Annotated in this window: 21 protein-coding genes and 1 tRNA gene; 10 read left to right on the top strand and 12 right to left on the bottom strand. The window is 34.6% G+C overall.

Features of this window, described 5'->3' with window-relative positions; translation table 11 throughout:
- Positions 1 to 83: 83 nt before the first annotated feature.
- The 3 genes from FLV_RS10670 to FLV_RS10660 all read right to left on the bottom strand — a co-directional run bounded on the left by FLV_RS10670 (position 84) and on the right by FLV_RS10660 (position 4,734).
- Positions 84 to 2,516: an ABC transporter permease gene (locus FLV_RS10670; protein ID WP_243233750.1), complete on the bottom strand. Its 2,433-nt coding sequence runs from the start codon at positions 2,514 to 2,516 to the stop codon at positions 84 to 86.
- A gap of 121 nt (positions 2,517 to 2,637) precedes the next feature.
- Entirely contained in the window at positions 2,638 to 3,345 is a 708-nt protein-coding gene (locus FLV_RS10665) for an ABC transporter ATP-binding protein (protein ID WP_243233749.1), read from the bottom strand.
- A gap of 144 nt (positions 3,346 to 3,489) precedes the next feature.
- Positions 3,490 to 4,734 carry an efflux RND transporter periplasmic adaptor subunit gene (locus FLV_RS10660; RefSeq protein ID WP_243233994.1) on the bottom strand — a complete coding sequence of 415 codons (1,245 nt, stop codon included), beginning with the start codon at positions 4,732 to 4,734 and terminating at the stop codon, positions 3,490 to 3,492.
- 156 nt (positions 4,735 to 4,890) lie between these two features.
- Between FLV_RS10660 and FLV_RS10655 the strand changes: the two genes are divergently transcribed.
- From FLV_RS10655 to FLV_RS10645, 3 genes are all read left to right on the top strand, one after another.
- Entirely contained in the window at positions 4,891 to 6,234 is a 1,344-nt protein-coding gene (locus FLV_RS10655; protein ID WP_243233748.1) for a sigma-54-dependent transcriptional regulator, read from the top strand.
- Positions 6,235 to 6,365: 131 nt separating this feature from the next.
- Complete coding sequence (locus FLV_RS10650; protein ID WP_243233747.1) at positions 6,366 to 7,691, top strand: sensor histidine kinase; 1,326 nt, start codon at positions 6,366 to 6,368, stop codon at positions 7,689 to 7,691.
- A gap of 245 nt (positions 7,692 to 7,936) precedes the next feature.
- A complete protein-coding gene (locus FLV_RS10645) occupies positions 7,937 to 9,148 on the top strand; it encodes a L,D-transpeptidase family protein (protein ID WP_243233746.1) in 1,212 nt (403 codons plus the stop codon).
- 1 nt (position 9,149) lies between these two features.
- On the opposite strand, the gene FLV_RS10640 is transcribed toward FLV_RS10645, so the two are convergent.
- The 5 genes from FLV_RS10640 to FLV_RS10620 form a co-directional block, all read right to left on the bottom strand.
- Positions 9,150 to 9,476: an MGMT family protein gene (locus FLV_RS10640; protein ID WP_243233745.1), complete on the bottom strand. Its 327-nt coding sequence runs from the start codon at positions 9,474 to 9,476 to the stop codon at positions 9,150 to 9,152.
- Between the two features lie 117 nt (positions 9,477 to 9,593).
- Complete coding sequence (locus FLV_RS10635) at positions 9,594 to 10,232, bottom strand: LysE family transporter (protein ID WP_243233744.1); 639 nt, start codon at positions 10,230 to 10,232, stop codon at positions 9,594 to 9,596.
- A 40-nt stretch (positions 10,233 to 10,272) separates the two neighbouring features.
- A complete protein-coding gene (gene trmB / locus FLV_RS10630; protein WP_243233743.1) occupies positions 10,273 to 10,950 on the bottom strand; it encodes a tRNA (guanosine(46)-N7)-methyltransferase TrmB in 678 nt (225 codons plus the stop codon).
- A gap of 122 nt (positions 10,951 to 11,072) precedes the next feature.
- Complete coding sequence (locus FLV_RS10625) at positions 11,073 to 12,452, bottom strand: ammonium transporter (protein WP_243233742.1); 1,380 nt, start codon at positions 12,450 to 12,452, stop codon at positions 11,073 to 11,075.
- 262 nt (positions 12,453 to 12,714) lie between these two features.
- Positions 12,715 to 13,206, bottom strand: a complete 492-nt coding sequence (locus FLV_RS10620) for a nuclear transport factor 2 family protein (protein ID WP_243233741.1) — start codon at positions 13,204 to 13,206, stop codon at positions 12,715 to 12,717.
- A 485-nt stretch (positions 13,207 to 13,691) separates the two neighbouring features.
- Between FLV_RS10620 and FLV_RS10615 the strand changes: the two genes are divergently transcribed.
- Complete coding sequence (locus tag FLV_RS10615; protein WP_243233740.1) at positions 13,692 to 14,372, top strand: hypothetical protein; 681 nt, start codon at positions 13,692 to 13,694, stop codon at positions 14,370 to 14,372.
- 137 nt (positions 14,373 to 14,509) lie between these two features.
- On the opposite strand, the gene FLV_RS10610 is transcribed toward FLV_RS10615, so the two are convergent.
- The 4 genes from FLV_RS10610 to FLV_RS10595 form a co-directional block, all read right to left on the bottom strand.
- Entirely contained in the window at positions 14,510 to 14,824 is a 315-nt protein-coding gene (locus FLV_RS10610) for an HPF/RaiA family ribosome-associated protein (protein ID WP_243233739.1), read from the bottom strand.
- A gap of 113 nt (positions 14,825 to 14,937) precedes the next feature.
- Entirely contained in the window at positions 14,938 to 15,723 is a 786-nt protein-coding gene (locus tag FLV_RS10605) for an HNH endonuclease (protein WP_243233738.1), read from the bottom strand.
- 68 nt (positions 15,724 to 15,791) lie between these two features.
- On the bottom strand, positions 15,792 to 16,265 hold the full coding sequence (locus FLV_RS10600) for a hypothetical protein (protein ID WP_243233737.1): 474 nt from the start codon (positions 16,263 to 16,265) through the stop codon (positions 15,792 to 15,794).
- Between the two features lie 398 nt (positions 16,266 to 16,663).
- A complete protein-coding gene (locus tag FLV_RS10595; protein ID WP_243233736.1) occupies positions 16,664 to 19,117 on the bottom strand; it encodes an AsmA family protein in 2,454 nt (817 codons plus the stop codon).
- A gap of 262 nt (positions 19,118 to 19,379) precedes the next feature.
- On the opposite strand from FLV_RS10595, the gene trxA reads away from it, so the two are divergent.
- The 6 genes from trxA to FLV_RS10565 all read left to right on the top strand — a co-directional run bounded on the left by trxA (position 19,380) and on the right by FLV_RS10565 (position 25,850).
- Positions 19,380 to 19,697, top strand: coding sequence for a thioredoxin (gene trxA, locus FLV_RS10590; protein ID WP_007805142.1), 318 nt, complete (start codon positions 19,380 to 19,382; stop codon positions 19,695 to 19,697).
- Between the two features lie 315 nt (positions 19,698 to 20,012).
- Positions 20,013 to 22,586 (top strand): M1 family metallopeptidase, encoded by a 2,574-nt coding sequence (locus FLV_RS10585; protein ID WP_243233735.1) that lies wholly within the window; start codon positions 20,013 to 20,015, stop codon positions 22,584 to 22,586.
- The gene (locus FLV_RS10580; RefSeq protein WP_243233734.1) at positions 22,583 to 23,509 is read left to right on the top strand and encodes a DUF58 domain-containing protein; all 927 of its coding nucleotides are present in this window, start codon (positions 22,583 to 22,585) and stop codon (positions 23,507 to 23,509) included. The genes FLV_RS10585 and FLV_RS10580 overlap by 4 nt, the downstream gene beginning before the upstream one ends.
- Before the next feature lie 86 nt (positions 23,510 to 23,595).
- A tRNA-Asp gene (locus FLV_RS10575) sits at positions 23,596 to 23,669 on the top strand.
- Positions 23,670 to 24,120: 451 nt separating this feature from the next.
- A complete protein-coding gene (locus tag FLV_RS10570; protein ID WP_243233731.1) occupies positions 24,121 to 25,617 on the top strand; it encodes an MFS transporter in 1,497 nt (498 codons plus the stop codon).
- Between the two features lie 11 nt (positions 25,618 to 25,628).
- Entirely contained in the window at positions 25,629 to 25,850 is a 222-nt protein-coding gene (locus FLV_RS10565) for a DUF6814 family protein (protein WP_243233730.1), read from the top strand.
- Positions 25,851 to 25,888: the final 38 nt, after the last annotated feature.

Genomic DNA, 25,888 nt, shown 5'->3' with positions numbered 1-25,888 from the left:
GAAAAAGAGAAGATTGTAAATTAAAAAAAAAGAAACCCGTCAGATTAAGATTCCGACGGGTTTTAAAAAAATGGTCTACAAGTTTATTCGTATTTTAAATATTTAAGCATATCAATTTTAGTAACCTGATATGCTTTTGCCAAAACTATTATCAAAGTTAATGCCAATAATGAAATAAGGGCAATTATAAACGGAATGGTAGAAACATTAATTCTGAAAGCAAAATTCTCAAGCCATTTCTGTAATAAAATGTAAGCCGGTACAATCCCAATGGCAAATCCTGTCAGACAGAAAACAATATATTGTCTGGACAATTCCTTTAATAAAATATCGGTTTCTGCGCCTAATGTTTTTCTGATGGCAATTTCTTTAAGCCTTCTTTCCATCGAAAAGGAAGCCAGAGCAAACAATCCAAAAATGGCAATAATGATTACAACTAAATTCAGAATAAAAAATAAATCTTTTTGTTTTATCTGCTCCTGATACGTTTTGGCAAAACCTTTGTCTACAAATTCATAATCAAAAGGGTAATCCTGATTGATGTTTTTTTGCCAATAGGCTTCTAATTTGGCCAGTGTTTCGCTTAAATTATTTGGAGATACTTTTATATAAATATAATCAAAATTGTTCCACTTTAAAGTTTTCAGATTAATAAAAACCATTGGTGGCACTTTATCCTGCAACCCTGTAATATTAAAATCTTTAACAACACCAATCACCTTAAATTTTAAATTTCCTTTCTCAACACTTCCCCAACCCGATGATATGATTGTATTTACAGGATTTTTGAGATTCAGTGTTTTCGCAAGTGTCTCGTTTATGAGCCAGTTGTCGATAGTATCTGAAGCAAATTTCGGAGATAAATCACGCCCCTGAACAATTTTAATTTTCATCATTTCCAGAAAACCAAAGTCCATTTCTACATTTCGGGGCTGTACAAAAATACCATTGTGTGTTAATCCTGAACTTGAATTGGTACTGTTTCCAAAAGAGCCGGCAAAAGTAGAAACATCCTCAACTCCTGATATTTTTTGCAATTCTTGTTTGGCGATTAAATATTTTTCTGTCTTTTTGCTTTGTTCTTGATAGTTAAACTGAATTCTTATGACTTGATTACCTGAAAAACCAAGGTCTTTATTCATCATATAATCTACCTGAGAGTTTACAATTAAAGCCCCGATGATAAAAAAGGCAGCAATCCCAAATTGGAAAATCAGCATCGAATTTCGTATCCAGATACCGCTTTTACTTCTGGAGAAATTGCCTTTTAAAACTTTTAATGTTTCGAAATTTGAGATATAAATAGCAGGAAAAATGCCGGCTAGAATGATTACTAATCCAAATACAAAAATCAGTTGCAGGTAAAATTCGCTGCCATTTATAGTCAAAGATTTCTTTAAAAAAGTATTATAGTAAGGCAGTGAAAGTTCTACGATTGCTAAGGCAAAAAGAATAGCCAAGACGACCATAATAGCTGTTTCGAAAATAAACTGAATAATAATTTGTTTTTTTGTTGCACCTACGATTTTACGTACACCAACTTCTTTTGCACGTTTAATTGCCGATGCAGTGGCTAAATTGATATAGTTTACTAATGATAAAGCCAAAATCAAAATAGATAAGCCTACCATAATATAAAGCAATTGAAGATTACCTCTTCCTTCAGGAAAACTTGGCCCTTGCGAAGATTTGATACCATGCAAACGAGAAGTACTCAATTGATCTAACATCACATAAATCTCTCCGTTTTCTTTTGTATATTGTTCGGGAGTTTGCCCGTTTGCTTTTGCATCTTTCAAAGTTCTGTTTACGTAATTTACGTTTTGCATTTTCTTTAAAACAGCATTAATATCTGCTCCTTTTTTAACTTTAATCATCATGGCATAATTATAGTTACCCCATTGTTGTTCATCGCTTTCTCTTGAAATTCCGCTAAAAACATAATTAGGCTCAAAAGACGACGGGCTTATAATTTTAAAGACAGATTTTACGGTGTAATCTTTATAATTATAAGTGATTGATTTGCCAATTGGATTCTCATTTTTAAAAAGTAATTGTGCTGTTTCTTCAGATATTGCAACACTGTTTTTTTCTTTCAAAATATTGGTTTTTGCCCCTTTTACGATAGGAAAAGGAAACATGTCAAAAAAACCATTGTCAGAAACGCTTATCTTTTTATGAAAAAATTTCTGTCCTTTATATTTAATCATATCTGTACTGTACCAGGAATTAAAGAAACATATCGATTCAATTTCAGGAATAGTTGCTTTACAGGTTCTTCCAAAGGGCACACTAGAAGAAGACCAAATATCTCCAGTTGCGCTAATTTTATTAAAAACCTGATAAGTGGTTTCTTTTTCAGGATTCCATTGATTGTAGGCGTGTTCGTTATTCCAATATAAAATTGAGAAAATTACACTAGCAATTCCGATGCTTAATCCCAGAACATTTAAAAAAGAAAACAGTTTGTTTTGCTTTAAATGATAAATAAATATTTTAAACCAGTTATAAATCATGGTATATGTGTTTATGGTTTTTTAGTTTTGGTAAACCGATTTTTAAATAATTGCGAATATTTGGCAAACAAATTCTACCAGAATTACGATTGCGGATACAATAAATTTTAGCATCTTTTAGTTATTTAGCGTCCATAAAAACATCAACATTTCGTTGATTTAATTTTTCAGAAAATACTACACCGTCTTTCATGTGAATGGTTCTTTGCGAAAAAGAAGCATCATAATCAGAGTGGGTTACCATCAAAATTGTAGAACCTTTTGCGTGCAGATTGGTTAAAAGTTCCATTACCTCATTGCCGTTTTTACTGTCCAGATTTCCGGTTGGCTCATCGGCAAGAATAATTTTCGGGTCATTTACCAAAGCTCTTGCCACCGCAACTCTTTGCTGCTGACCACCTGAAAGCTGTTGTGGAAAATGTTTCAAACGATGCGAAATGTTTAATTTCTCAGCAATCGCTTCAATTTTTTGTTTTCTTTCGGATGTTTTTACATTGTTGTACAGCAAAGGCAGTTCGATATTGTCATACACCGAAAGTTCGTCGATCAGGTTGAAATTCTGAAAAATGAAACCGATGTTTTCTTTTCGAACCTGAGATCTTCCTTTTTCTTTCAGGCCAATCATTTCCTGATCTAATAAGGTATAGCTTCCATCAGTAGCACTGTCCAGAAGCCCGATGATGTTTAGTAAAGTAGATTTTCCACAACCTGAAGGTCCCATGATCGTTAAAAAATCCCCTTTTTTAATTTCTAAAGAAATACCGCTCAATGCTGATGTTTCTACTTCTTCTGTTCTGAAAACTTTGGTTAAATTTTGAATTTTTATCATTTTGTAAAGGTGTTAAATGTTGTTAACTGCGTTTTTTGATTGATGATTGAAATGATGATTTTGTTTTAATTGTTTCAGGTTTCAAGTTTCAAGTTTCAGGTTTCAGTCCGTTAACTTGAAACCTGAAACTTGAAACAAAATAAACTATTCCTTATTTAGTGAAAGCTCCTCAATATCCTTATAATCTGAATAAGATGATGTAATTACAGATTCGCCTTCTTTTAATCCTTCAAGAACTTCATAATACGAAGGATTCTCTCTGCCTAATTTTATGTTTCTTCTTTCGGCTTTATTTCCTTTTGCTACAAAGATCCATTTTCCTGCCGTTTCCTGATTAAAGCTTCCTTTTGGTACTACCAATGTTTTGCTTTTTTCAGATAAAATCAGTTTTACACCAAAACTTAATCCGTCCTGCAATGCGATATTTTCTTTAGATGTAAAAGTCAGTTCTACTGTAAAATGACCGCTTTTTACTTCCGGAATTACCTTTGTTACTAAAACTTCAAGCGTTTTCCCTTTAAACTCTACCTGACCTTTTAAGCCTTCCCGAACTTTTTCCAGATAAAATTCATCTACATCGGCAGTCAGTTTATAACCTCGTTTAGAATCAATTTTACCGATGCTTTCTCCTGCCTGAAATGTTTTCCCTAAAACCGGTTCAAAAGAAGTCAGTCGGCCGGATTCAGGAGCAGTAATCAGGAAATTCTTTTTATTGTTTCGAAGGATTTCCAGACTTTTTTCCATCGTTTGAATCGAACGATTGATTTGAGAAATCTGAATCTGATTCGTTTGTTTTTCTTTTCGAATACTTTGCTGAATTGTTTTTTTGCGCTCTTCCTGAAAACGCAAACTTTCTTTAAAAGTATTCCAGTCGTTTTTCGAAATTACATCTTTGGCAAACAATTTCGAATTCATGTCATATAATCTTTTGGCGTCATTATAATCATGTTCAATCAAAACCAAATCTTTGTTCAGGTTTAGTTCCTGATTTCTGATGTTCAGTTTCCCTGTGTTCAGATTATTAATTTGCTCAATAATAGCGGTTTCCTGCGTCAGATAATTCAATTCTGTGTTTGGGTTGTACAAACGGGCCAACGATTGTCCTTTGGTTACCATGGCGCCGTTTTCTACAAAAATCTCTTTCACAGATCCGCCTTCTGTAACGTTTACAAGCATTACGTTTAGTGGTTCAACTTTGGCCTGAAAAACAACAAAATCTTCAAAAAAGGCTTTTTCAACTTTTTGAATCGAAATTTCTTCGGCTTTTACATTTAAAGTTCTTTTTGAATTAAAAGAAAAAAAGATAAGTACAGCCAAAGCTAAAAAAACTCCAATTGCTATTGTGAGATATCTAAATTTTCTATTTTTACGAGGAATTACCTTGTCCATTTTTTTAATAATTTGCTGATAACCAATAGGTAAATACTGTGCCATAAAATTTATTTTTTGTAAAGCATTGATTTTAAAGACACGCTAAAAACAATCCAAAAATTAAGTGTTCGAAAATGAACAGTTGACCGTTCAGAATCGGACAAAAAATACAGCATGAGAAAAAAACAAGCCCAAATATTAATTGTTGACGACCAGGAAGAAATTCTTTTTTCGGCAAAAATGATCCTCAAAAAACATTTTGAAACGATTTTTACGACCAATAACCCCAAAAAAATCATTTCAGTTTTGAGTGAAAATGAAATTAATGTGGTTTTGCTGGATATGAATTATCGAATTGGTTTTGAAGATGGTCGCGAAGGAATTCACTGGCTGAAAGAAATAAAAACGCTCTCGCCAAATACAATTGTGATTTTAATGACCGCTTTTGGAAAAATTGACACCGCTGTTGAAGGAATAAAAATAGGAGCTTTTGATTATGTTTTGAAACCCTGGCACAACGAAAAATTACTGGAAACCATTGACAAAGCTGTTGCCGAAAGCCGAAAAAACAGTAAAAAACCAGTAATAGAAAAACAGGAAAGACGTTATTTTGTCGGAACTTCCCAAAAAATAAAACAAGCCTATTCAATTGCCGAAAAAGTAGCCAGAACAGATGCCAATGTTTTGATTTTAGGCGAAAACGGAACCGGAAAATATGTTTTTGCAGAGTTCATTCATCAGAATTCCACCCGAAAAAACGAATCTTTTGTACATGTCGATTTGGGTTCTCTGAGTGATAATTTATTCGAAAGTGAACTTTTCGGATATGCGAAAGGGGCTTTTACAGACGCCAAAACCGATACTCCCGGAAGATTTGAATCAGCGCAAAACGGAACTATTTTTCTGGACGAAATTGGTAACATTCCGCTTCATCTACAATCTAAATTATTACACGTTTTACAAACCAAAACAGTAACTCGTTTGGGCGAAAGTAAAGCACGGCCTTTGAATGTCAGAATTATTTCGGCAACCAATAATGATATTAAAGCCGAGGTAAAAAATAAGATTTTCAGAGAAGATTTGCTGTATCGAATCAATACGATGGAAATCAATTTGCCACCTTTGCGTGAGCGAAAAGACGATATTGTTCCGATGGCAAATTTTGTTCTGGATCAGATTGCAGAAAAGTACAATCAGGACAACTGGCGTTTTGAAGAAAATGTGGCGCCTTATTTAGAACGCTATCCCTGGAAAGGAAATGTCCGTGAAATGGAAAACAAAATAGAGCGCGCTTTGATTCTGGGAGATAATAACACCATTTCTATAACTGATTTAGATATTTTGGATTTTGAAGAAATTCAGGAAAACGATGAGAACCCGTTGTCTGAACTGGAAAAAACGGCAATAGAAAAAGCACTTTTGAAACATCACGGCAATATCAGTAAAACCGCCGAAGAATTAGGTTTATCCAGAGCTGCTTTGTACAGAAGAATTGAAAAATACGATTTGAAAAACTAATTTTTGCCACAGATTTAAAGGATTAGAAAGATTTTATCAGTGTCTTTAAAATTTAAGTTTCACGCAGATTTCACAGATAAAATTAATCCTTTTTAATCCGTTAAATCTGTGGCAGAAAAAAATAAACTATAATGAAAAACTGGAAGTTTTATAATGCATTATTTGTAAGGGTACTGTTTGTAATGATGCTCTTTTTTTTCTGCGTTTTTCTGATTTATAAAATGTTCTACTATAATGCCCTTTTGGTTGGCTTTTTTGGTTTTATAATGCTGGCCGAAATGTATTTTTATGTAAAAAACCAATTGCAGTTTTATGACAGAACTATATTCTCCATATTACAAAGCGATTTTACAACCAATTTTCCCGAAGAAAACAAAAAGGATAATTTTAAAAGTTTGTATTTGTTGTATGAAACTTTAAAAGAACGTCAGCAGGAACAAACTTCAAAAGAACTGATTTATCGCTCGCTTTTGAACAATATTGACAGTGCCGCTTTAATTCTTGAAAAAGAAAACGATGACTGGAATATTTTTTTAATGAACGATTGTTTTTCGGATCTTTTTAAAGTCCCCAAAGTAAGCCATTGGAGATATCTTAAAAATTACATTCCATCACTTTGTTACGAAATCGAAAAAACAGATTTCAGCGAATTAAAATCAGCCATTTCGATTAAAATTGAAGATCAGGATTTGCAGACTTTTATATTGCAGACTTCCAGAACACAGACCTATAATAAAGAATATTTTATCATTTTATTAGACAGTATCCAGCGTGTTATTGAAAAAAAGGAAAAAGACGCATGGATCAATCTGATGAAAATTATTTCACATGAATTAATGAATTCTCTAACACCTATTCGGGCGCTTTCACAAAATTTACTTCACATTATCGATCAGGAAAAACTGGAAGAAGATGATTTTGAAGATATAAAAGGCAGTATTTCGACCATTATAAACAGAAGCGATCATTTGCAGGCTTTTGTCGAAAATTACCGTAAACTGGCGATGTTGCCAACGCCAACCAAACAAATGACTCCGATAAATGCACTTTTTGAAGACTGCATCCGAATCATGAGTCCGATTTTAAAGGCGGAAGGTATAGAATTGATAAATGATGTGCACAGTTCACGTTCTATTTTAATTGACAGAAATCAAATGGAACAGGTAATCATCAATTTGATTACCAATAGTATTTATGCCCTAAAAGAAAAGACTGAAAAAAAATTGTTTGTATCCAGTTATACTGAAAATAATCGTTTTTTTATCACGATTTCAGACAATGGAAAAGGAATCGATGCTGCCATTCAGGACAAAGTATTTCTTCCGTTTTTCACTACCCGAAAAGACGGTGCCGGAATTGGTTTAACACTATCTAAAAATATCATCGAAGCGCACGGCGGTTATCTAAGCTACCAAACAGATGAAGACAAAACCAGCTTTGTTATTTGCCTGATTTAGATTTGAAATAATTTTATTCCCTTGTTGCTTAATGTCTTAACCGGTGTTTGGTGTGAATTTTAATAAAAGTATGTAATATTCTATAAAATATTTTTCACAAGCCGATGTAACTTTGAAATACCCTAAATTTTTGATTTTCAATATTTAAAAGATATAGCGAAAACTCATCTTGAAGGTAATTCTAATTCAGTTTCGCTGTTTTTTTTAAATAAAGTAATGTTAAAAATATTTAAAAAAATAAGATCATGAGACGTTTAAATCACTTCATCCTAATTATAGCTACAGGTTTTGTCTTCACTTCATTTGGCTTTAAAAATAAAGATATAAAGCCAACGAATAATTTGTATTTAAAAGAAAATCCGGCAGTTCAGAATAATTCAGATTCAACCAGCACGGCCTCTAAATCATCAAGGGAAGTCTATCTTTTATCCAGACAATATGATCGCCTTGAAGCAGCTTTAGAAAAATACCAAAAAATTGAAAGAAAAAAACTGTGGAAAAAAATTGATATTGACAGTGCTACTTATAAAGATTTAAAGCCTTTTGACAGTGGGGTTGTGGTGAAGCAAATTCGTGAGCGTTTGTTTGTAGACGGCGATTTGAAAAGGGATTCAAAAAGCAGTTTATACGATGAAGAGCTTATGGCCGGGGTTTTAAATTATAAAAAAAGATACGGACTGAAATTAAATTATAAACTGACATTCGAACATATCAAACAAATGAATGAACCTGTTTCTGAAAGAATCAGAAGTATAAAATTAAACATGGAACGTTGTCAGCTGATACCCGAAAATTTAGTAAATGCGAGTGATTACATCATGGTCAATATTCCGTCTTACCGATTGTTGTATGTTAAAAATGGTGCCAGTGAGTTTGTATCTGATGTTTTTGTGGGAACTACGTGGTCAGAAACTGAAATTTTTAGCAGTACAATGGATCGAATAGTATTCAGTCCGTACTGGAATATTCCGCAGAGTATCATTGATAATGAATTAAAACTTAATATGGCTTCAAATAAAAACTATTTGGAAGAACATAATATGGAATGGAACGGAGGGAAGGTAAGACAAAAACCGGGGCCTAAAAACTCTTTGGGACTGGTGAAGTTTTTATTTCCAAATCCGTTTGATATTTATATGCACGACACTCCGGCTAAAAGTTTGTTTCAGTTTGAACAGCGTACATTTAGTCACGGTTGTATCAATATAAAAGAAGCCAAAAAACTGGCACATGTAATTTTGAAAGACGACCCCGACTGGACAGACGAAATGATAGATAATGCAATGAATGGTGAAAATGAAACAACCTGCATGTTGAAAAATAAAATTCCGATATACATAGGTTATTTTACTGCCTGGGTAAACGAAGAAACCGGTGAAATTTATTTTCTTCCGGATGTGTATAAAAAAGATAAAGAAATAGAATCTGAGAATTCAAAAAGTCTGGTAATGGATTAAATCAGCTTGTAATTTCGGGCTGCCAGAAATGTTTGTCAAAATCGACAATCTGATTATTAACCACTTTAATGCCTTCGTTTTCTAAAAGCTGCTGCATTAAATTGGTGCCATCAAAATGGTGTTTTCCGGTTAAAAGCCCTTTTCGGTTTACGACTCTGTGTGCCGGAACATCATCCATATTGTGACAGGCATTCATCGCCCAGCCAACCATTCGTGCAGAACGAGCTGTGCCTAATGCCTTTGCAATTGCGCCATAAGAAGTTACTTTTCCGTATGGAATTTGTCTTGCGATTGCATATACTCTTTCGAAAAAATTTTCCTCAGCCATAGTTTGGTTGTTTGCCACAGATTAAAGGATAAATATGGTTTTTATTAACGATTGAAACACCTTTTTTGCCCTATTGCCAAAGAAACCAATTTAATCTTTTAGTTTGTGGTTTATATTTTATCCGAAATAATAATTCAAAATATTAAAAAGTGTCACAAGAGCTACCATACCTGTAATGCTTCCAATAATGGTATTCATGTTTCGCATTAAGTAATCGGTTTTTTGTTCTATTTTTCCAAAGAAGGCAATATAGCTATACAAAGCTGCGAAAGATCCCAAAACTGATCCCAGAACAAAGGTGAAAATAACATTGTTTTCAAATGCAAAAAGATGATAAGAAGCCAATGTAACACTTACAACAACATAGTACGGAATCGGAAAAAAGTTTAATCCGGAAAGCAGCATTCCCAGAAAAAAACGGCTTTTTTTACTGCTTTTTTTAATTTTTGATTTTTTTTTACCTGTTGGTTTTTTGGCAATAAACAAAAAATAAATGGTCAAAACAGAAAAGGTTACAAAACCAATTTCCCGTAATAATGTTACAATATCCGGCCGGTTGTCAATTACGCGTGCAAACAAAACCGCAACATAGACCTGAAAAAAAATAACCAAAACAGCACCAACAATAAACCATAAAGCATTCTTTTTTCCTTCTTTCAAATTTATTTTGGCCGCTGTCATGTTCAGTAAGCCCGGAGGAATAATTCCGATAACAGCAGCAATAAAGCCTGAAAGTAAAGGAGTAAGTAAGGCCATTCGTTGGTTGATAGGTTTAGTGTATTTGTTTTAAAATTAATTAGTCTTTAATTTTAAAACGAATATACGTAATTGCCTTGTTTATTTCTAAATATTGTTTTTCGTAAAAAGTCTGGATAGAAGTTACTACTTCGGGACTTCCTTCGTTTTTATACACATTATGGTTTGCATATAAAACTTCGTGTCTTTCTCCATGCAGTAATCCCAAAGTATAACCGTGCATGAATTCGCTGTCGGTTTTCAGGTTTACAACTCCGTCTTTTTTGAGTATTTTTTTATACAATTTCAAAAACTCAGAGTTGGTCATTCTGTGTTTGGTTCTTTTGTATTTGATTTGCGGATCCGGAAAAGTAATCCAGATTTCGTCTACCTCATTTTCTGCAAAAATATGATTGATTAGCTCAATCTGAGTTCTAATAAAAGCAACGTTATGAAGACCGTTTTCAACAGCAGTTTTGGCACCTCTCCAAAAACGGGCACCTTTAATATCAATTCCGATAAAATTTTTGTCCGGATATTTTTCTGCCAGTCCAACAGAATATTCACCTTTTCCGCATCCTAATTCTAAAATTAACGGATTGTCATTTTTAAAGAAATCAGCATTCCATTTCCCTTTCAAAGGCATTAAATCGCCTACAACTTCTTCTCTGGTTGGCTGAAAAACGTTTTGAAATGTTTCGTTTTCCCTGAATCTTTTTAGTTTGTTTTTACTTCCCACTGTTTACAAAAATTTTCCGCAAAATTAAGGAATATAAACGAATAGGCGAGGCGTAATTGAAGTTTAAATTTTAGCCGCAGATTTTTAGGTTTTATATTTGAAAATCTGCGGCCTATTTTTGGTTAGTAATGTGGTTCAGTAATATGTGATGATTTTGGATCCAGTGTTTCATCATGTTGAGACAAATCCAGTCCGATGTGTTCTGATTCTTCTGAAACTCGTAACGGAATAATGAAATTCGTTACTTTGAACAAGAAATAAGCTCCAAAGAAGGTAAAAATGGATACCAGAACCAATGCCATCATGTGATGTCCAAAAACGCTCCAGCCACCGTGCAATAAACTTGCATTTTCGCCATGAGCAAAAATAGCGGTCAGGATCATTCCCATGATTCCACCTACACCGTGACAGGCAAAAACGTCCAGAGTATCATCGAATCTTTTTGAAAAACTGCAGTTTACGGCTGTGTTTGAAACCAAGGCTGTTATGAATCCGAAAAACATACTTTCAGGGACCGATACAAAACCTGCGGCAGGAGTAATGGCTACTAAACCTACAACAGCTCCGATACAGGCTCCAAGAGCAGAAACTTTTCTTCCGTTCATTCGGTCAAAGAAAATCCACGTTAACATGGCTGCAGCCGATGAAGTTGTGGTAGTGGCAAAAGCCATTGCAGCAGTTCCGTTGGCAGCAAGTGCAGAACCGGCATTGAATCCGAACCAGCCAAACCATAACATTCCGGTTCCTAATAATACAAACGGAATATTGGTTGGAATATGCTGACTGTTTTTTCTTTTTCCTAAAACGATAACTCCGGCCAAAGCTGCAAATCCGGAACTCATGTGTACTACGGTTCCTCCGGCGAAATCTTTTACTCCAAAATAGCTTCCTAAAATACCCGTTGGATACCAAACCGCGTGACATAAAGGAGCATATATAAAAATGGTAAATAAGCTGATGAAAATTAAATAGGATATAAAACGAACACGCTCTGCAAAAGATCCTGTGATGATTGCAGGGCAGATAATCGCAAATTTCATCTGAAACAAAGCAAAAAGCATAAACGGAATCGTATTAGCCAATTGTTTATGAGGCAAAACGCCCACATAATCCATAAAAGCAAAAGTGGTTGGATTTCCAAAGAAACTGTAAAAATGATCTCCTGAACTAAATCCAACCGGTTCTCCAAATGCAAGACTAAAAGCGACTACAGCCCATAAAAGTGTCACAACCCCAAGACAAATAAAACTTTGTAACATGGTTGAAATCACATTTTTCTTGCCTACCATTCCACCATAAAAGAAAGACAATCCAGGTGTCATGATTAAAACCAGACAAGAAGAGGTAAGCATCCAGGCAACGTCGGCAGATACAATGTGATCTGTGGTACCAAACTTTGACAATACATAATCATTTTCTGTAACCGTTGGCCAAAAAGCCCCCGTGATACAAACAATACTAATCATAATAAAGGAAATGATCCAGCGTTTTTCTATTTTCATTTTTCAAATACTTTATTTAACCCTATTTTTTTTGGGGGCAAAGTTAAAAAAAAATAAATATTTTAAATTTAAGGTCTGACAAAATAGAGGCTTGGTTTTTATTTTAGTAAATTTTATAAAATTCAGCTTCTTTTTTTGAGAGTATCTTATTTTGTGCTTCTAAATTTACGCTATTATTGTCAAATATATTATAATAGAATTGATATCCTGAGTTCTAAAGTTCCTGAAAGCTAGCGATTGTTATAAGAATGACAGATATTGCTTATTTTTTTTGAAGTTTGGCAATCAGAATATCTTCAATAGGTGCTTTTACTTTCACAACCGCATCCACTTCATCATTCGGAATAGTCATGGATAAAACATAATGCTGAATCTTCCATTCTTTCCCCACTTTTACCAAAACTCCTGAACCGCGGCAAATTTTCATCTGTGTATTTAACAGTTCATCGAACCACGCCATTTTTCCGGATTTGTCAAAAAAGATATGGCGTTCCAAAGCGGTGAAATTCCACGTTGTTCCTTTATCGAAATACGGTTTCGCCCAGGCTTTAAAATCAGGTTTGATCCAGTTTTCGGTAGCATCGGTTCCAATATAAATCGCATCTTCTGCCATGGCATTAAAGTAGGCTTCAAATTTTACATCAGCAGCTGCTTTGTGCCAGGCATCAAGTGTTTGGTTGATTTTGTCTTTTTCGGCATTTTGGGCATTTGCAAAAGAAACAACTAATAAAAGGAGCAGAATTGATTTTTTCATGAGAGATAATATTTGAGTTTAAAGGTAAAGAATATCTAAATTTTTTTTCACCATATAAGTGATATAAGTTCATTTTAGTATTGTGCTTAAATAGTTGGTCTTATTAAAAATGGTGTCATCCTGAGCGGAGTCGAAGGCTTTTTAATTAGAAAGGGCTTCGACTCCGCTCAGCCTGACAGTGGTTTCCAGAAGTTTATTCTAACACATAGAAAAACATAGTTTTATGTAGTAAAAAGAGTTGAATAAAGAAATACATTTCTTTACACATAGCTATGTGTTTTCAAATTAGTGAAACGCCTTTTTTTAGCGCTCCGAGACTATGTTTCTATGTGTTAAATAATTACAAAGCGATGAGATTTGTTCATTTTGATTTTCTTATATGTCTTTCAAAGGCTATTAACAAAGTAACTCAAAACTTAAATTATCTTATATCACTTATATGGTGGAAAAAATTTATATTTGAGTGCTCTTAAAATACCTCAATCATGAATTCAAAAATCTACATAAGTTCGATCATTATTGCCTCTTTAGTTTTTATTTCCTGCAAAAAAGAATTAGAACCTCAGGAGAACACTTCAACATCTGAATTGATCCGATTAGGACTTGCAAAAGACACTTCTAAAACAGCAGCTCCAGTGGCACAGGCTCCGACCACAAACCCAAATACGGTTTTAGGAGAAACAAAAGGACTGAATCCTGCACACGGACAGCCGGGACATCGTTGTGATATTGCGGTTGGAGCGCCTTTAAACTCGGCACCAACGCAACAAGGACAGGCGACAGCACAGGCGCCGCAAACGGTTCAGGTAAATCCTGGTCAGCCAAAAGTGGTAACTACGACAGCCGTTGCACAGCCTGTAAAAGTAGGTAAAGGAATGAATCCGTCGCATGGTCAGCCGGGACACCGCTGTGATATTCCGGTTGGATCACCTTTAAATTCTCCGGTTACAAAACCCGCTACTACAACCACTACCGCTGCTGCTCCACAAAGTGGAACAGTCGAAAAATCTTTTACGGTAACACCACCAGCAAACAATGCCGTTCCAGCTTTATTAAGTACCGAAACTGCAAAACCAGTAGCAACAAAAGACGGAACAAACCCGGTACACGGACAGCCGGGTCACCGTTGTGATATTGCTGTGGGAGCGCCATTGCCAAAATCATAAATTAGTCGAAAGGCGAAGGTCAAAAGTCGAAAGTAAAAAACCATATAAGTGATGTAAGTTCAGATAAGCATTTAAACAGCTTAAACTAAATGAACTTACATCACTTATATGGTTTAAAAAAGTGGGAATTCTATATTTTAATGTGCTTTCATTTTTTCGAAAGTCGTAGTCAATGATTTTTTGGCTTTTGCCAAAGCACCGTTAAAAGCTTTTTCCAATGTATCAGCGTGTTCTGTAACGGTAAGCGGCTGTAAATTGGCGATACGGACTTCAAGAACGCATTTTTTATCGTTTAAGCTGAATTTGTCTCCATTTTCATCTCCAAAATGTACTTCGATGCGGGTAATTTTATCTTCAAAACGTGCTAAGCCTTTTTCTAATTCTTCAGAAAAATAGTTTTCTAATCTTGCATGTCCATCGATGTTTTTGTCGGTATTGATTTGAATTTTCATAACGGTTTGTATTTAATGATTATTCTCAAATCTATCTTTTTTTAGATGAAATGACAAGGGAGTTAAGGAAAGATTATGAAAATTTTTGATGATTTTAAAACAATAAATTCGTTCTAAAATATTATTTGCTTGTTAAAAATTGTATCTAAATGATATTCGAGAAATTCTTTTCGTGGTAAATATTTTTGGGCTACAATAATTTTTTGATTTTCAATTGGGGTAAAATATTTACTGTAAAACTCGGTTTGCCTTTTGTTTCTAATTTTATCAGAAAATATTATTTCGTGATTTGTGTTGATTCCAATTATTCCTTTGTCAAAAGCTTTATCGTAAAGTGCAGAAAAACAAATTCCATTTTCAGGATTTAATCTATGTTCTTCATTTTTGGACCATGGTATTATATGACTTGCTAATAAAAGTTCTGGAATATCAATTCCTGTGATTGCACATTTATTATTGTAGTTAGATAATACCATCTGTCTAAAAACAGATTGGTTTACTCTTGTTTTTACTGCTCTAATAATATCTTGTCCTTTTAAATCTTTTGTGTCTAAAAGGATATCTTCAAATTTCTTTTCAATTGATGTATTCTCTTTTTGAGCGATTATTTGTTCACTTAGAAAGATTAATTCTTCTTGATTGTTAAAAAACTCATCCCAAATAGGTTGAACCTGATTCATTCCATTTTTTAAGCCACTAATTCCTCTATTAATGTGAAAAGGATCAATACTAGCAAAATTTCCTAATCTCATTACTACAGATGCTGGAGTTCTATCAATAAGATTTGCTAATTTAATTATCTTAGGATTACTTGAATGTGTTTTCCCAAATTCTATTTTTAAGTAGAGATTAAAAGCAACGATTAATTCTTCTTTTGTCCAGAGTCTTGGTGATGGCATTATTTCTAATTTGATATTAATATCAAATATAGAAAGTAAATTCCAAAGATTTTATCCTTAAACTAATTTTAGAGATTGTGATTTAAAGGATGCATAATATTAAAGTAATTTTCAAATGCTTTGCAAAGCAATTCTTTGTCTACTTCAAATAATTCATTCCTAATATCCCAATCTTTTATGTATTCTTCATCATCTTCGCAAATTTCTTCACCGTCAAGTTTTCTAGTTAAAATATCGCTTAACAAAACACTGTTGCATTGATGGTATTTCGGGTAATACTTATAAATAAATGCCCAATAATCAAATTTATCTTCATCTTCTTCTTTTTTCTTATTGGTTTTCTCTTTAAATTCTTTAATAATCTTAAAGTCTAACCAGCCCATTGCTTCTCCTATTCCTTTGTAAAAAGCTTTTCTTTGTGTTCGAGTTTTGAAACTGTACTTTTTGAAGTTGATGGCTTTTTCAAAATCATTTAAAGGCTCATTATTATAAAATTTCTCTACTTGATCTTTTCCGAAAATTATTTCTGCTACATATTTCATTTTTGGTGACGGATTTTAGTTATTATTTTTTAAAATATTTTAAATCTAGATTAATTCAAATGTAACATTGAAATGAAAATCGACCCGCTTACAATTGACCTCATTAGATAATAATTTTCAACTTTAATTTTTATTTTTTTTCTCATAAAAAAACGCCAATCATTTCCTGACTGGCGTTTATACTATTTCTAAAAAGTCTTATGGAAACCAAGTGCCCTAGCCCTGATCGAAGCGGCATCCTTTTGTGGCGGTCCCGATAGCTATCGGGAGGCATAAAGCATACAGCGGAGAGCAGGAATTGGCTTCTAAAATTTAAATTCCAAATTCCAATCTTTGTCGAGTTTCTTATGAAGATTCCTCGTACCTCGGAATGACAAAAAATGCGGTTTATTTATTTACTACTTATCCTTCTTCCCCCATTTAATTTTCATCTTTCCATTATCATCTACGGCGAGTAAATGCAGTACGATTCCTCGTTGGCGAACAGCATCACGCTCGGCTTTGGTGGCGAGTTTGGCATCGTCTTTTGAGTTTCGGAGCGGGACGGTAAGGGCTAAATTGGTACCACGCCCAAATGAATACACACCCGTGGCATCCATGTTGAGAATGCTGGAACTGATGGTGAGTTTGTTGACATCGACCTGCTCGCCACGAAGTTTGAAGTTGCCGGATAAATCGCTAAAGGTGATGTTTTCGACATCGCGAAACGGAAACGCAAATTTCCCGATTTTCATAATAGGTTCAAAGTTTCGTAAAGCGCCCTGACTGACATTGAAGGTCAGATTTCCGTGTGCCGAATTCGGGATCAGTTCGCCGTTGCTGTTGATTAAACCGGTTACATTGGTGCTGCTGGTGAGTTTTCCGCGGATGTTATTTGGAGAAAAAGATGTGATTCCGAAGTTGTTGAACGACTTTAAAAAGCTCGTAATATCAACCTGATTGACCTGCGCGTTGGATGCGAAATTGTAGTTTTTGCCTTTTGGAGAAACAGTGGTGCTAAAATTGATGCTTCCGCCACAAGTCTGCAGTGAACCGTTTTTGATGACCAGCCGGGAATCGATCATCTGGATTCGGGCTTTGGTGTTGGTTGCGGTCAATTTATTATAGGTAATTTTATCGGCTTTGATGCTGATGTCGACAATGCATTTTTCAATCGCAGTCCGAAGCTGATTTGACATGGAAGGTTTTTTGGCAGTGATTTTCTTTTTTTGGGAAGAAGCTAAAACGCCCAGAAATTGCCTGATATCGATGCTTGGACAATAAATGTTCCAGTTTACGACCATTTTTTCGGGAGCGTCATAATATAGATTCAGAAAGTTATCGATTCTTCCTTCGATGTAAATCGTGTTGTTTTTGTTTTTGTACGCGATCTTTTTGATCAGCAAAGCCTCTTGTGTAAATTCAAGCTGTACGTTGATTTTTTCGGCATGCACATTTTTCGGAATAAAATGAAAAGAGGCATTTTGGATATTTACATTGCCAATAAAACGAGGTTTGGTGATGTACAAATCGACAATATCAAACTGAAATTTTAAGTTGGCGGTGGCGTGACCTTCGGTAAAATTAATCCATCTTTCGGTGTTTTCTTCGTTGAGGTTTTCGATGTCAAAATCAGATTTTACGATTCCGGTTGCCAGTGGTTTGTCCAGATTATTGATGGATAATTGCGGAATTGTAAGCGGAATGTTTTTGTATTTTCCGGAAAGACGTGTTAAAATCACAGCCGAATTTGCATCGTTGAAACCTGCTGTCGGTCTGAAATTATTGGTAAAAATGCCTTTGAAACCGCAATCGGTAATTGATCCGTCGGGAATGCTGAGTTCGTTGTTTTTGACTTCGGCCTGAACCACAATTTTTGGATCACCCTTGGCATTAAAATCGCCTTTGATGTCGCAATTCACATCGATTTCTTTCTTTAGATTGAAGCGATTGAGCTTAGAACTGATGTTTGCCGAAAGTAAATTGGAAGCATCTTTCCATAAAATAGTAGTGCTAATATTGATTCCGAAAAGCGCATTGCCTTTGGCTAAATTGAAAAAAGCCACAATATCAAAAGCATCTTTTCCGATTTTTAGATTCTCGGTTTTCACGTCTATTTTGTCTTTTTCGGCAACATAGGAAACGGCAAAAGTGCCCTGAAGCAATTTTTGTTTGGCGAAACTTCCGTGAACGGTATTAAAAGCCAGACTTTTGATGTTGGTTTTCAGGAAAACATCGGTTTGCCAGTTTTCGTCATCGTATTTTACTTTTGATTTTAAATTGGCGACATCAAAATCAAATAATTTATGTCCAATGCGATTGTCTAATACAAAATGCACATTGTTGAGGTTGATCTGATCGATAGTGGTTTCGGTATCCGATTTGCTTTCGGGCGTTTTTTTCTTTTTGGGTTTAAAAATATTGGCGTTCGAATACCCGTTTTCGGCTTTGTACACATAAATCTGTGCGTCGTTAATGAGGATTTTATGAATGTTGATTTCCTTTTGCAGTAAACTCAAAACGTTTAAACGCACCACGATTTCTGTGGCTTTCAGTAAAGTGTGTTTGTGGAGATTCCACTGATTGTCTTTTAATTCGACATCTTTTAGGGCGAGAGTAAAATTTGGGAAACCGGTTAAAAACTTATACTGAAAATCGCCAATATGAAATTTTCCGTTGACATTCTCATTAATTTTGGTGTTGATTTTCGCTATGATTTCGGTTTTATTCCTGTTGAAATAAAATGATAACGCTCCGGAAGCGATTACAATAAGTGTAATGCATCCTAAAATAAAGAAGCCAAGACGTTTGACAAACTTTTTAAAACGAACCGATTGTAAAAAGGTTTTGACTGAATATAACGTTTTTTGCATCAGAAAGGTTTTGATTTATTAAAGATACGTTAAAAAAATAAGTCGATTTAAAAAATTGGTTTTCAATTGATTAAATAATAAATGCTTGTAAATAAGCGCTTTACTACTCATATAATTATTGGCAATACATTTATAATCAAAACTAATTTACGGATGACGTTTGATTGATTTAAAATTTCTAAATTTGTACTCAAGTTTAAAACTTATTAAAAAATTGTTTCCCTGAACAAAAAACAAAGGGATAATCTTAAAATAAAATATTATGGCATTAGCAATCACAGATGCTACTTTTGATGAAGTAGTTTTGAAATCAGATAAACCGGTAATGGTAGATTTTTGGGCAGCATGGTGTGGTCCTTGTAGAATGGTTGGTCCAATCATTGATGAATTAAGCAGCGAATACGAAGGTAAAGTAGTTGTTGGAAAAGTTGATGTTGATGCAAACCAGGAATTCGCTGCAAAATATGGTGTGCGTAACATTCCAACCGTTTTGGTCTTTCATAACGGTGAAGTAGTAGGAAAACAAGTAGGAGTTGCTCCGAAACAAACCTACGCAGACAGCTTAGACGCTTTGTTGTAATCGTAAGATTATGATTTATATAAAAAAGGTCTGACGAAAGTCAGACCTTTTTTATTGCTATGGATTAAGTTTGCTCCAGATTAAAATGATTTTGTTTCACGCAGATTTTGCAGATTAAAGCAGATTTAATTTAGATATCAGCTATAGTAATCTGCGTTCATCTGCTTAGATCTTTTTAAAATCTGCGTGAAAAATTTAGCATATAGATTTGTTTCACCCTGTCGCTAGCGTTTGGATCGTGACAAACTTTTGTATAGAGACCTCCTAAAACCAATCCTTTTTTTTATTTTTACGAATCTTAATATTCCTTTAAAAATGAAAATTTTCTACTGCTTTCTCTGCTTTTTTACAATTCTTACATCCGGTTTTTCCCAATCAAAACAAAAGGAAAGTGTTCTTTTAGAAAATGGTGTTTCTGAACAGCTGGCCATTTTTCGAAAACATCAAATCTCTGATGTGAATTATAAGCTTTTATTCGAAATCCCAAATCAGAAAAGAGAGAACATCGATTCTCAATTGACTTTAAATTTGAATTTGTCTGATTTGAGTCAGCCTTTGCTTTTAGATTTTAAAGAGAAAAATTCAAATATAAAATCAGTTTCAGCAAACGGAAAAAGTATCGCCATTGTTCATGAAAAAGGACATATTGTGATTCCTGTTGAAAGTTTGGTTTCAGGGAAAAACACGATTGCAATTTCGTTTATCGCCGGAAATTTATCTTTAAACCGAAATGATGATTTTTTATACACTTTATTAGTTCCGGACCGTGCAAGTACATTATTTCCGTGTTTTGATCAGCCGGATATAAAAGCGACTTACAAATTGAGTTTGACAGTTCCAAAAGACTGGAAGGTTTTGGCTGGAGCCGATGTAAAAGAGACTGTTGAAAAAGGCGATTTTACTTCGTACACTTTTGGACAATCAGATAAAATGAGTACGTATTTATTTTCGTTCGTAGCCGGGAAATTTAATAGTGTGACACAGAAACCGGGTTTGGAAATGACTTTTTTATACCGTGAAAATGATAAAGGTAAATTAGAGAGCAGTAGGGATACGATTTTCAATCTGCACCAGCAGTCTTTAAATTTTTTAGAAAAATATACGAGCTATAAATTCCCTTTTCAGAAATTGGATTTTGCTTCAATTCCGGTTTTTCAATATGGCGGAATGGAACATGTTGGTGCAATTCAGTACCGCGAATCGACTTTGTTTCTGGATAACAGCGCAACCGACAGCGAGAAATTAGACCGTGCAAAACTGATTGCACATGAAACTTCGCACATGTGGTTTGGCGATCTGGTGACGATGAAATGGTTTGACGACGTTTGGATGAAAGAGGTTTTTGCCAACTTTATGGCAGACAAAATTATGAATCCGATTTTTCCGAAAGTCAATCATAATCTGCAGTTTTTTACAGCGCATTATCCAAGCGCTTACGCGGAAGACCGTTCTTTGGGTACACATCCGATAAAACAGCATCTGGCCAATTTGAAAGACGCCGGCTCGCTTTACGGAAGTATTATTTATAACAAAGCACCTATAATGATGCGTCAGCTGGAAGCTTCGATGGGGAAGGAAGCTTTTCGGAAGGGAATTGAAAAATACATTAAAAAATACGCCAACGACAATGCCGACTGGAATAATCTGGTAGAAATTCTTGATACCGAAACGCCTCTGGATATGAAAAAATGGAGCGAAGTATGGGTCAATCAATCCGGAAGACCGATTATAACAGATAAAATAGAATATGACGAAAAGAACCGAATTAAGAGCTTTGAAATCTTTCAACAGGCCGAAGATAAATCGGTAAATATATGGCCTCAGACTTTTCAGATAGGTTTGGTTTACGCTAAAGAAGTTAAGGTAGTAGAAGTTAATCTTAAAAATCAAAATCTTCTTTTGAAACAACTTGAAGGATTAAAAAAACCATTGAAGATTATGTATAATTATAATGGTTTTGGATACGGTGTGTTTCCGGTTGGGGTAAATAATCTGAATACAATTTCAAGTTTAAAAGATGATTTAGCAAGAGCTTCTGCTTATGTAAATTTATACGAAAATATGTTGGCAGGAAATCATCATCCAAGTTATGTTTTTGCTGTTTTTTTGAATGGGGTTCAAGTTGAAACAAATGAATTAGTTTTAAAAATAATTGCTAATCAAACCAGTGCTGTTTTTTGGAAGTTTCTAACAGACAAACAACGAATAAAAGCTCACGAACAACTAGAAGGTGTGCTTTACTACAGTTTGCAAACAGATTTGCCAAGCAATATTAAAAAGACATTGTTTAATTTATACAGTTCAATTGCATACTCAGATTCCGGAAAAGAAAAATTATATGAAATTTGGGCGAAAGAAAAGATTATTCCAAATTTGAAGTTAAACGAAGACGATTACACCAATATAGCTATGAATCTGGCTATTTTTAAAGTTTATATTGCCAATGAAATTTTAGAAAAAACCAGAACCATGATAACAAATCCCGATAAACTAAAACGATTTGAGTTTTTGCTTCCGTCCTTATCACAGGAAGAATCGGTTCGTGATGCTTTTGTGGAGTCTTTGAAAGATGATAAAAACCGCGAAAAAGAATCCTGGGTTTCGGTTGGTTTGGCTAATATCCATCATCCGCTGCGTCAGGAAAGTGCGCAGAAATATATTCGGTTTTCATTAGATTTGACAGATGAAATTCAGCGAACGGGGGATATTTTCTTTCCGAAAGACTGGCTGAATAATACAGTTGGAAGATATTCTTCTAAATATGCTTTTGATGAAGTGCAGCGTTTCTTAAAAGAAAACCCTAATTTTAGTCCGATATTAAAACGAAAATTATTTCAGGCAACAGACGCTTTATATCGAGCCCAAAATATTAAAAAAGAAACCGAATGAAAATCGAATCGGAAATAGAGAAAGTCTCCAGTTTTCAGCATCTAGAAATGCTGGCGAATCAGGTTGTGGAAGGTTTTATATCCGGAATGCACAAAAGTCCTTTTCATGGGTTTTCGGCTGAATTTGCCGAGCATAAAGTCTATAACGCAGGAGAAAGCACGAAACATATCGATTGGAAATTATTTGCCAAAACAGATCGTCTGTATACGAAACGTTTTGAGGAAGAAACCAATTTACGTTGTCATCTTATTGTCGATAATTCCTCGTCGATGCATTATCCTGAACTGAAATCGAATCAGCCATTTTATGAAAAAAAGATTGGTTTTGCGGTTTTGGCATCGGCGGTTTTGATGAATATTTTAAAGAAACAACGTGATGCCGTAGGTTTAAGTGTTTTTTCAAACAGTTATGAATATTACGCTCCCGAAAAAGGAAGTGATCGCCACCACAGAATGCTTTTGAATAAACTGGAACAATTATTAGAACAGCCAAAAGTCAAAAAAAGCACGGACACGATTACATATCTGCATCAGATCGCAGAGAAAATGCACCGCCGTTCGATGATTATTCTGTTTACCGATATGTTTCAGTCAGAAGATGATGAAAAGCTGTTTAATGCGCTGCAGCATTTAAAACACAATAAACATAAAGTCGTTTTATTTCACGTAGTCGATCACGAAACCGAGCTGAAATTTGACTTCGATAACACGCCAAGAAAGTTTATCGATTTAGAATCAGGCGAAGAAGTATCGATTTTTGCCGATAATGTAAAGCTGGAATATGAAAAAAGGGCAGAAGCCTACTTTAAAAATCTGGCTTTAACGTGTGCAAAGAACAAGATTAAGTACGTTCCGGTCAATGTTGGCGATAATTTCGGAAAAATATTGACTACATATTTAGTTGAAAAACAAAACTTTGGATAGTAATTTTAAATTATATTAAAATTTTTTTATAAAAACGCTTGCAGAAATGAAATTCTGTACTATCTTTGCAACCGCAATAACGCAGAGGTTTGGTAGTTCAGTTGGTTAGAATACATGCCTGTCACGCATGGGGTCGCGGGTTCGAGTCCCGTCCAGACCGCAATATTGGGAGAAGCCTTTCTTAACGGAAAGGCTTTTTTGCCCAAATACGGTATCTAAGATTAGTTGTGTTGTTTGCTACGACTTTGTAACTCGTAGCTGGTTTAGTAGTTAAACCAATGAAAAGCTTTCCACTTTTGTGGATGGCTTTTTTGATTTAAAGCAATTCGGCATTCAATTTTTTTTTAACCTCAAGGAACGCTAAGATTTAGGCAAAAGGTTCGCAGAGTTTTATTATAACTTTGCGAACCTTTTGTTTTTAGCCTTGCGAACTTTGCGGTTAATCCTTTTTTTATATCCTTTGTTTGAGACTTCACATTCTCTAAAAGTGTAAAATAAACAATTAATGTGCTTTTGTTAAAAAAGTATCAGTCGAATAAATAAATATCTTTTATATTCGTAAAAAAATATTTTAATTATTTGTTTATTATCAATTACATTATTTGCAGTTTATGAGTAAAACATCTACAAAAGGTATCTGGAAAGTAATTTCGGCCTCTTCTATGGGAACTATGATTGAATGGTATGATTTCTATATTTTTGGAAGTTTAGCCGTTGTGATTTCAACAAAATTTTTCCCCAGTGACAATCCTACCGCAGCATTTTTATCAACATTGGCAACTTTTGCCGCAGGATTTGTAGTTCGTCCTTTTGGAGCTTTATTTTTTGGAAGACTTGGTGATATTATCGGTCGTAAATATACTTTTATGGCTACTTTGTTATTAATGGGTGGTTCTACTTTTTTAATAGGCTGTATTCCGAGTTATGAAACAATTGGCTTTTTAGCGCCTTTATTGGTTTTGATTTTACGCTTATTACAAGGACTTGCATTAGGTGGAGAATATGGAGGAGCAGCTACATACGTTGCAGAACATGCTCCGAAAGGACAGCGAGGCTATTGGACTTCCTGGATTCAGACTACTGCAACGGTTGGACTATTTATTTCATTGATGGTAATTCTGGCGACAAAAACAGTTCTTTCAGCTGAAGATTTTGATACCTGGGGATGGCGTGTTCCGTTTTGGGTTTCGATAGTAATGGTAGGCGTTTCGTATTTAATTCGAAAAAATATGGACGAATCTCCTGAATTTGCAAAAGCAAAAAAAGAAGGAACTACAAGTGCGAGTCCGTTAAAAGAAAGTTTTGGAAACCGGTATAATTTAAAGTTTGTATTACTTGCTTTATTTGGTGCCACAATGGGGCAGGGTGTTGTTTGGTATACCGGACAATTTTACGCCATGAGTTTCATGAAAACGGTAATGAACATAGATTCTTCACAGGTTGATACTTTATTAGGGATTGCACTTTTATTAGGAACTCCATTTTTTATTGTATTTGGATGGCTAAGTGATAAGATAGGAAGAAAATATATTATGATGGGTGGAATGCTGCTTGCTATTTTGCTCTACAGGCCTATTTATAAGGCAATGTACACCACAACAGATACTGCTCTAAAAACTGAAATTACAGAAAATACAAGAACTACGGTTGAATTAACTACTGCTAAAGATTCTGTTTACACGACTCATAAAGAATTTACTGATGGGACAGTTTCAATTGAAAAAAAGACGCATTTCGCTGCTAAAAAAGACGCTCAGGTTACTACCTCTGTGACTATTAACTCGAGTGATGAATGGAGTCTGATTTTCTTAGTATTTATTCAGGTATTATTCGTTACGATGGTTTATGGTCCAATTGCTGCCTTTTTGGTGGAAATGTTTCCGGTTAAAATTCGTTACACTTCAATGTCGTTGCCGTATCATGTTGGAAACGGAATTTTCGGTGGTTTGCTTCCCGCAATTTCAACCTATTTTGTAACACACGCCAAGAATTCTGGCAAAAACGATTTTTATCTTGACGGACTTTGGTATCCGATAGTTATTGCCTCGATTTGCTTTGTAATTGGAATGATTTATATCGATAATAAAAATAAAAACTCTCACCTTTAATCTGCTGAAAAATGAATTTTATAAAAAGAGCCTTGGGAATTCTGTGGATCGTATTAGCAATTGCTGCTGCCTATTTTTGTGTTTTTGAATTTGGTCTGCCAAAATTTTTATCCGACCAGCAAGAAGATTTAGTCTTTGGGATTATTATCCTGTTTATTTTGACTCCGTTAATTGTTTTGGGACTGGGAGTTTTCGGTTACTTTTCGTTGACGGGAGAATATGATAAAGAATAACTATCTAACCAATACAACAAAAGGCTGCTCATTACGAA

Origin of the sequence: Flavobacterium pectinovorum (assembly GCF_022802975.1) — a bacterium.
Lineage (GTDB): Bacteria > Bacteroidota > Bacteroidia > Flavobacteriales > Flavobacteriaceae > Flavobacterium > Flavobacterium pectinovorum_B.
The sequence above is the reverse complement of the archived record's forward strand: the minus strand, read 5'-3'. Positions and strand labels throughout refer to the sequence as shown.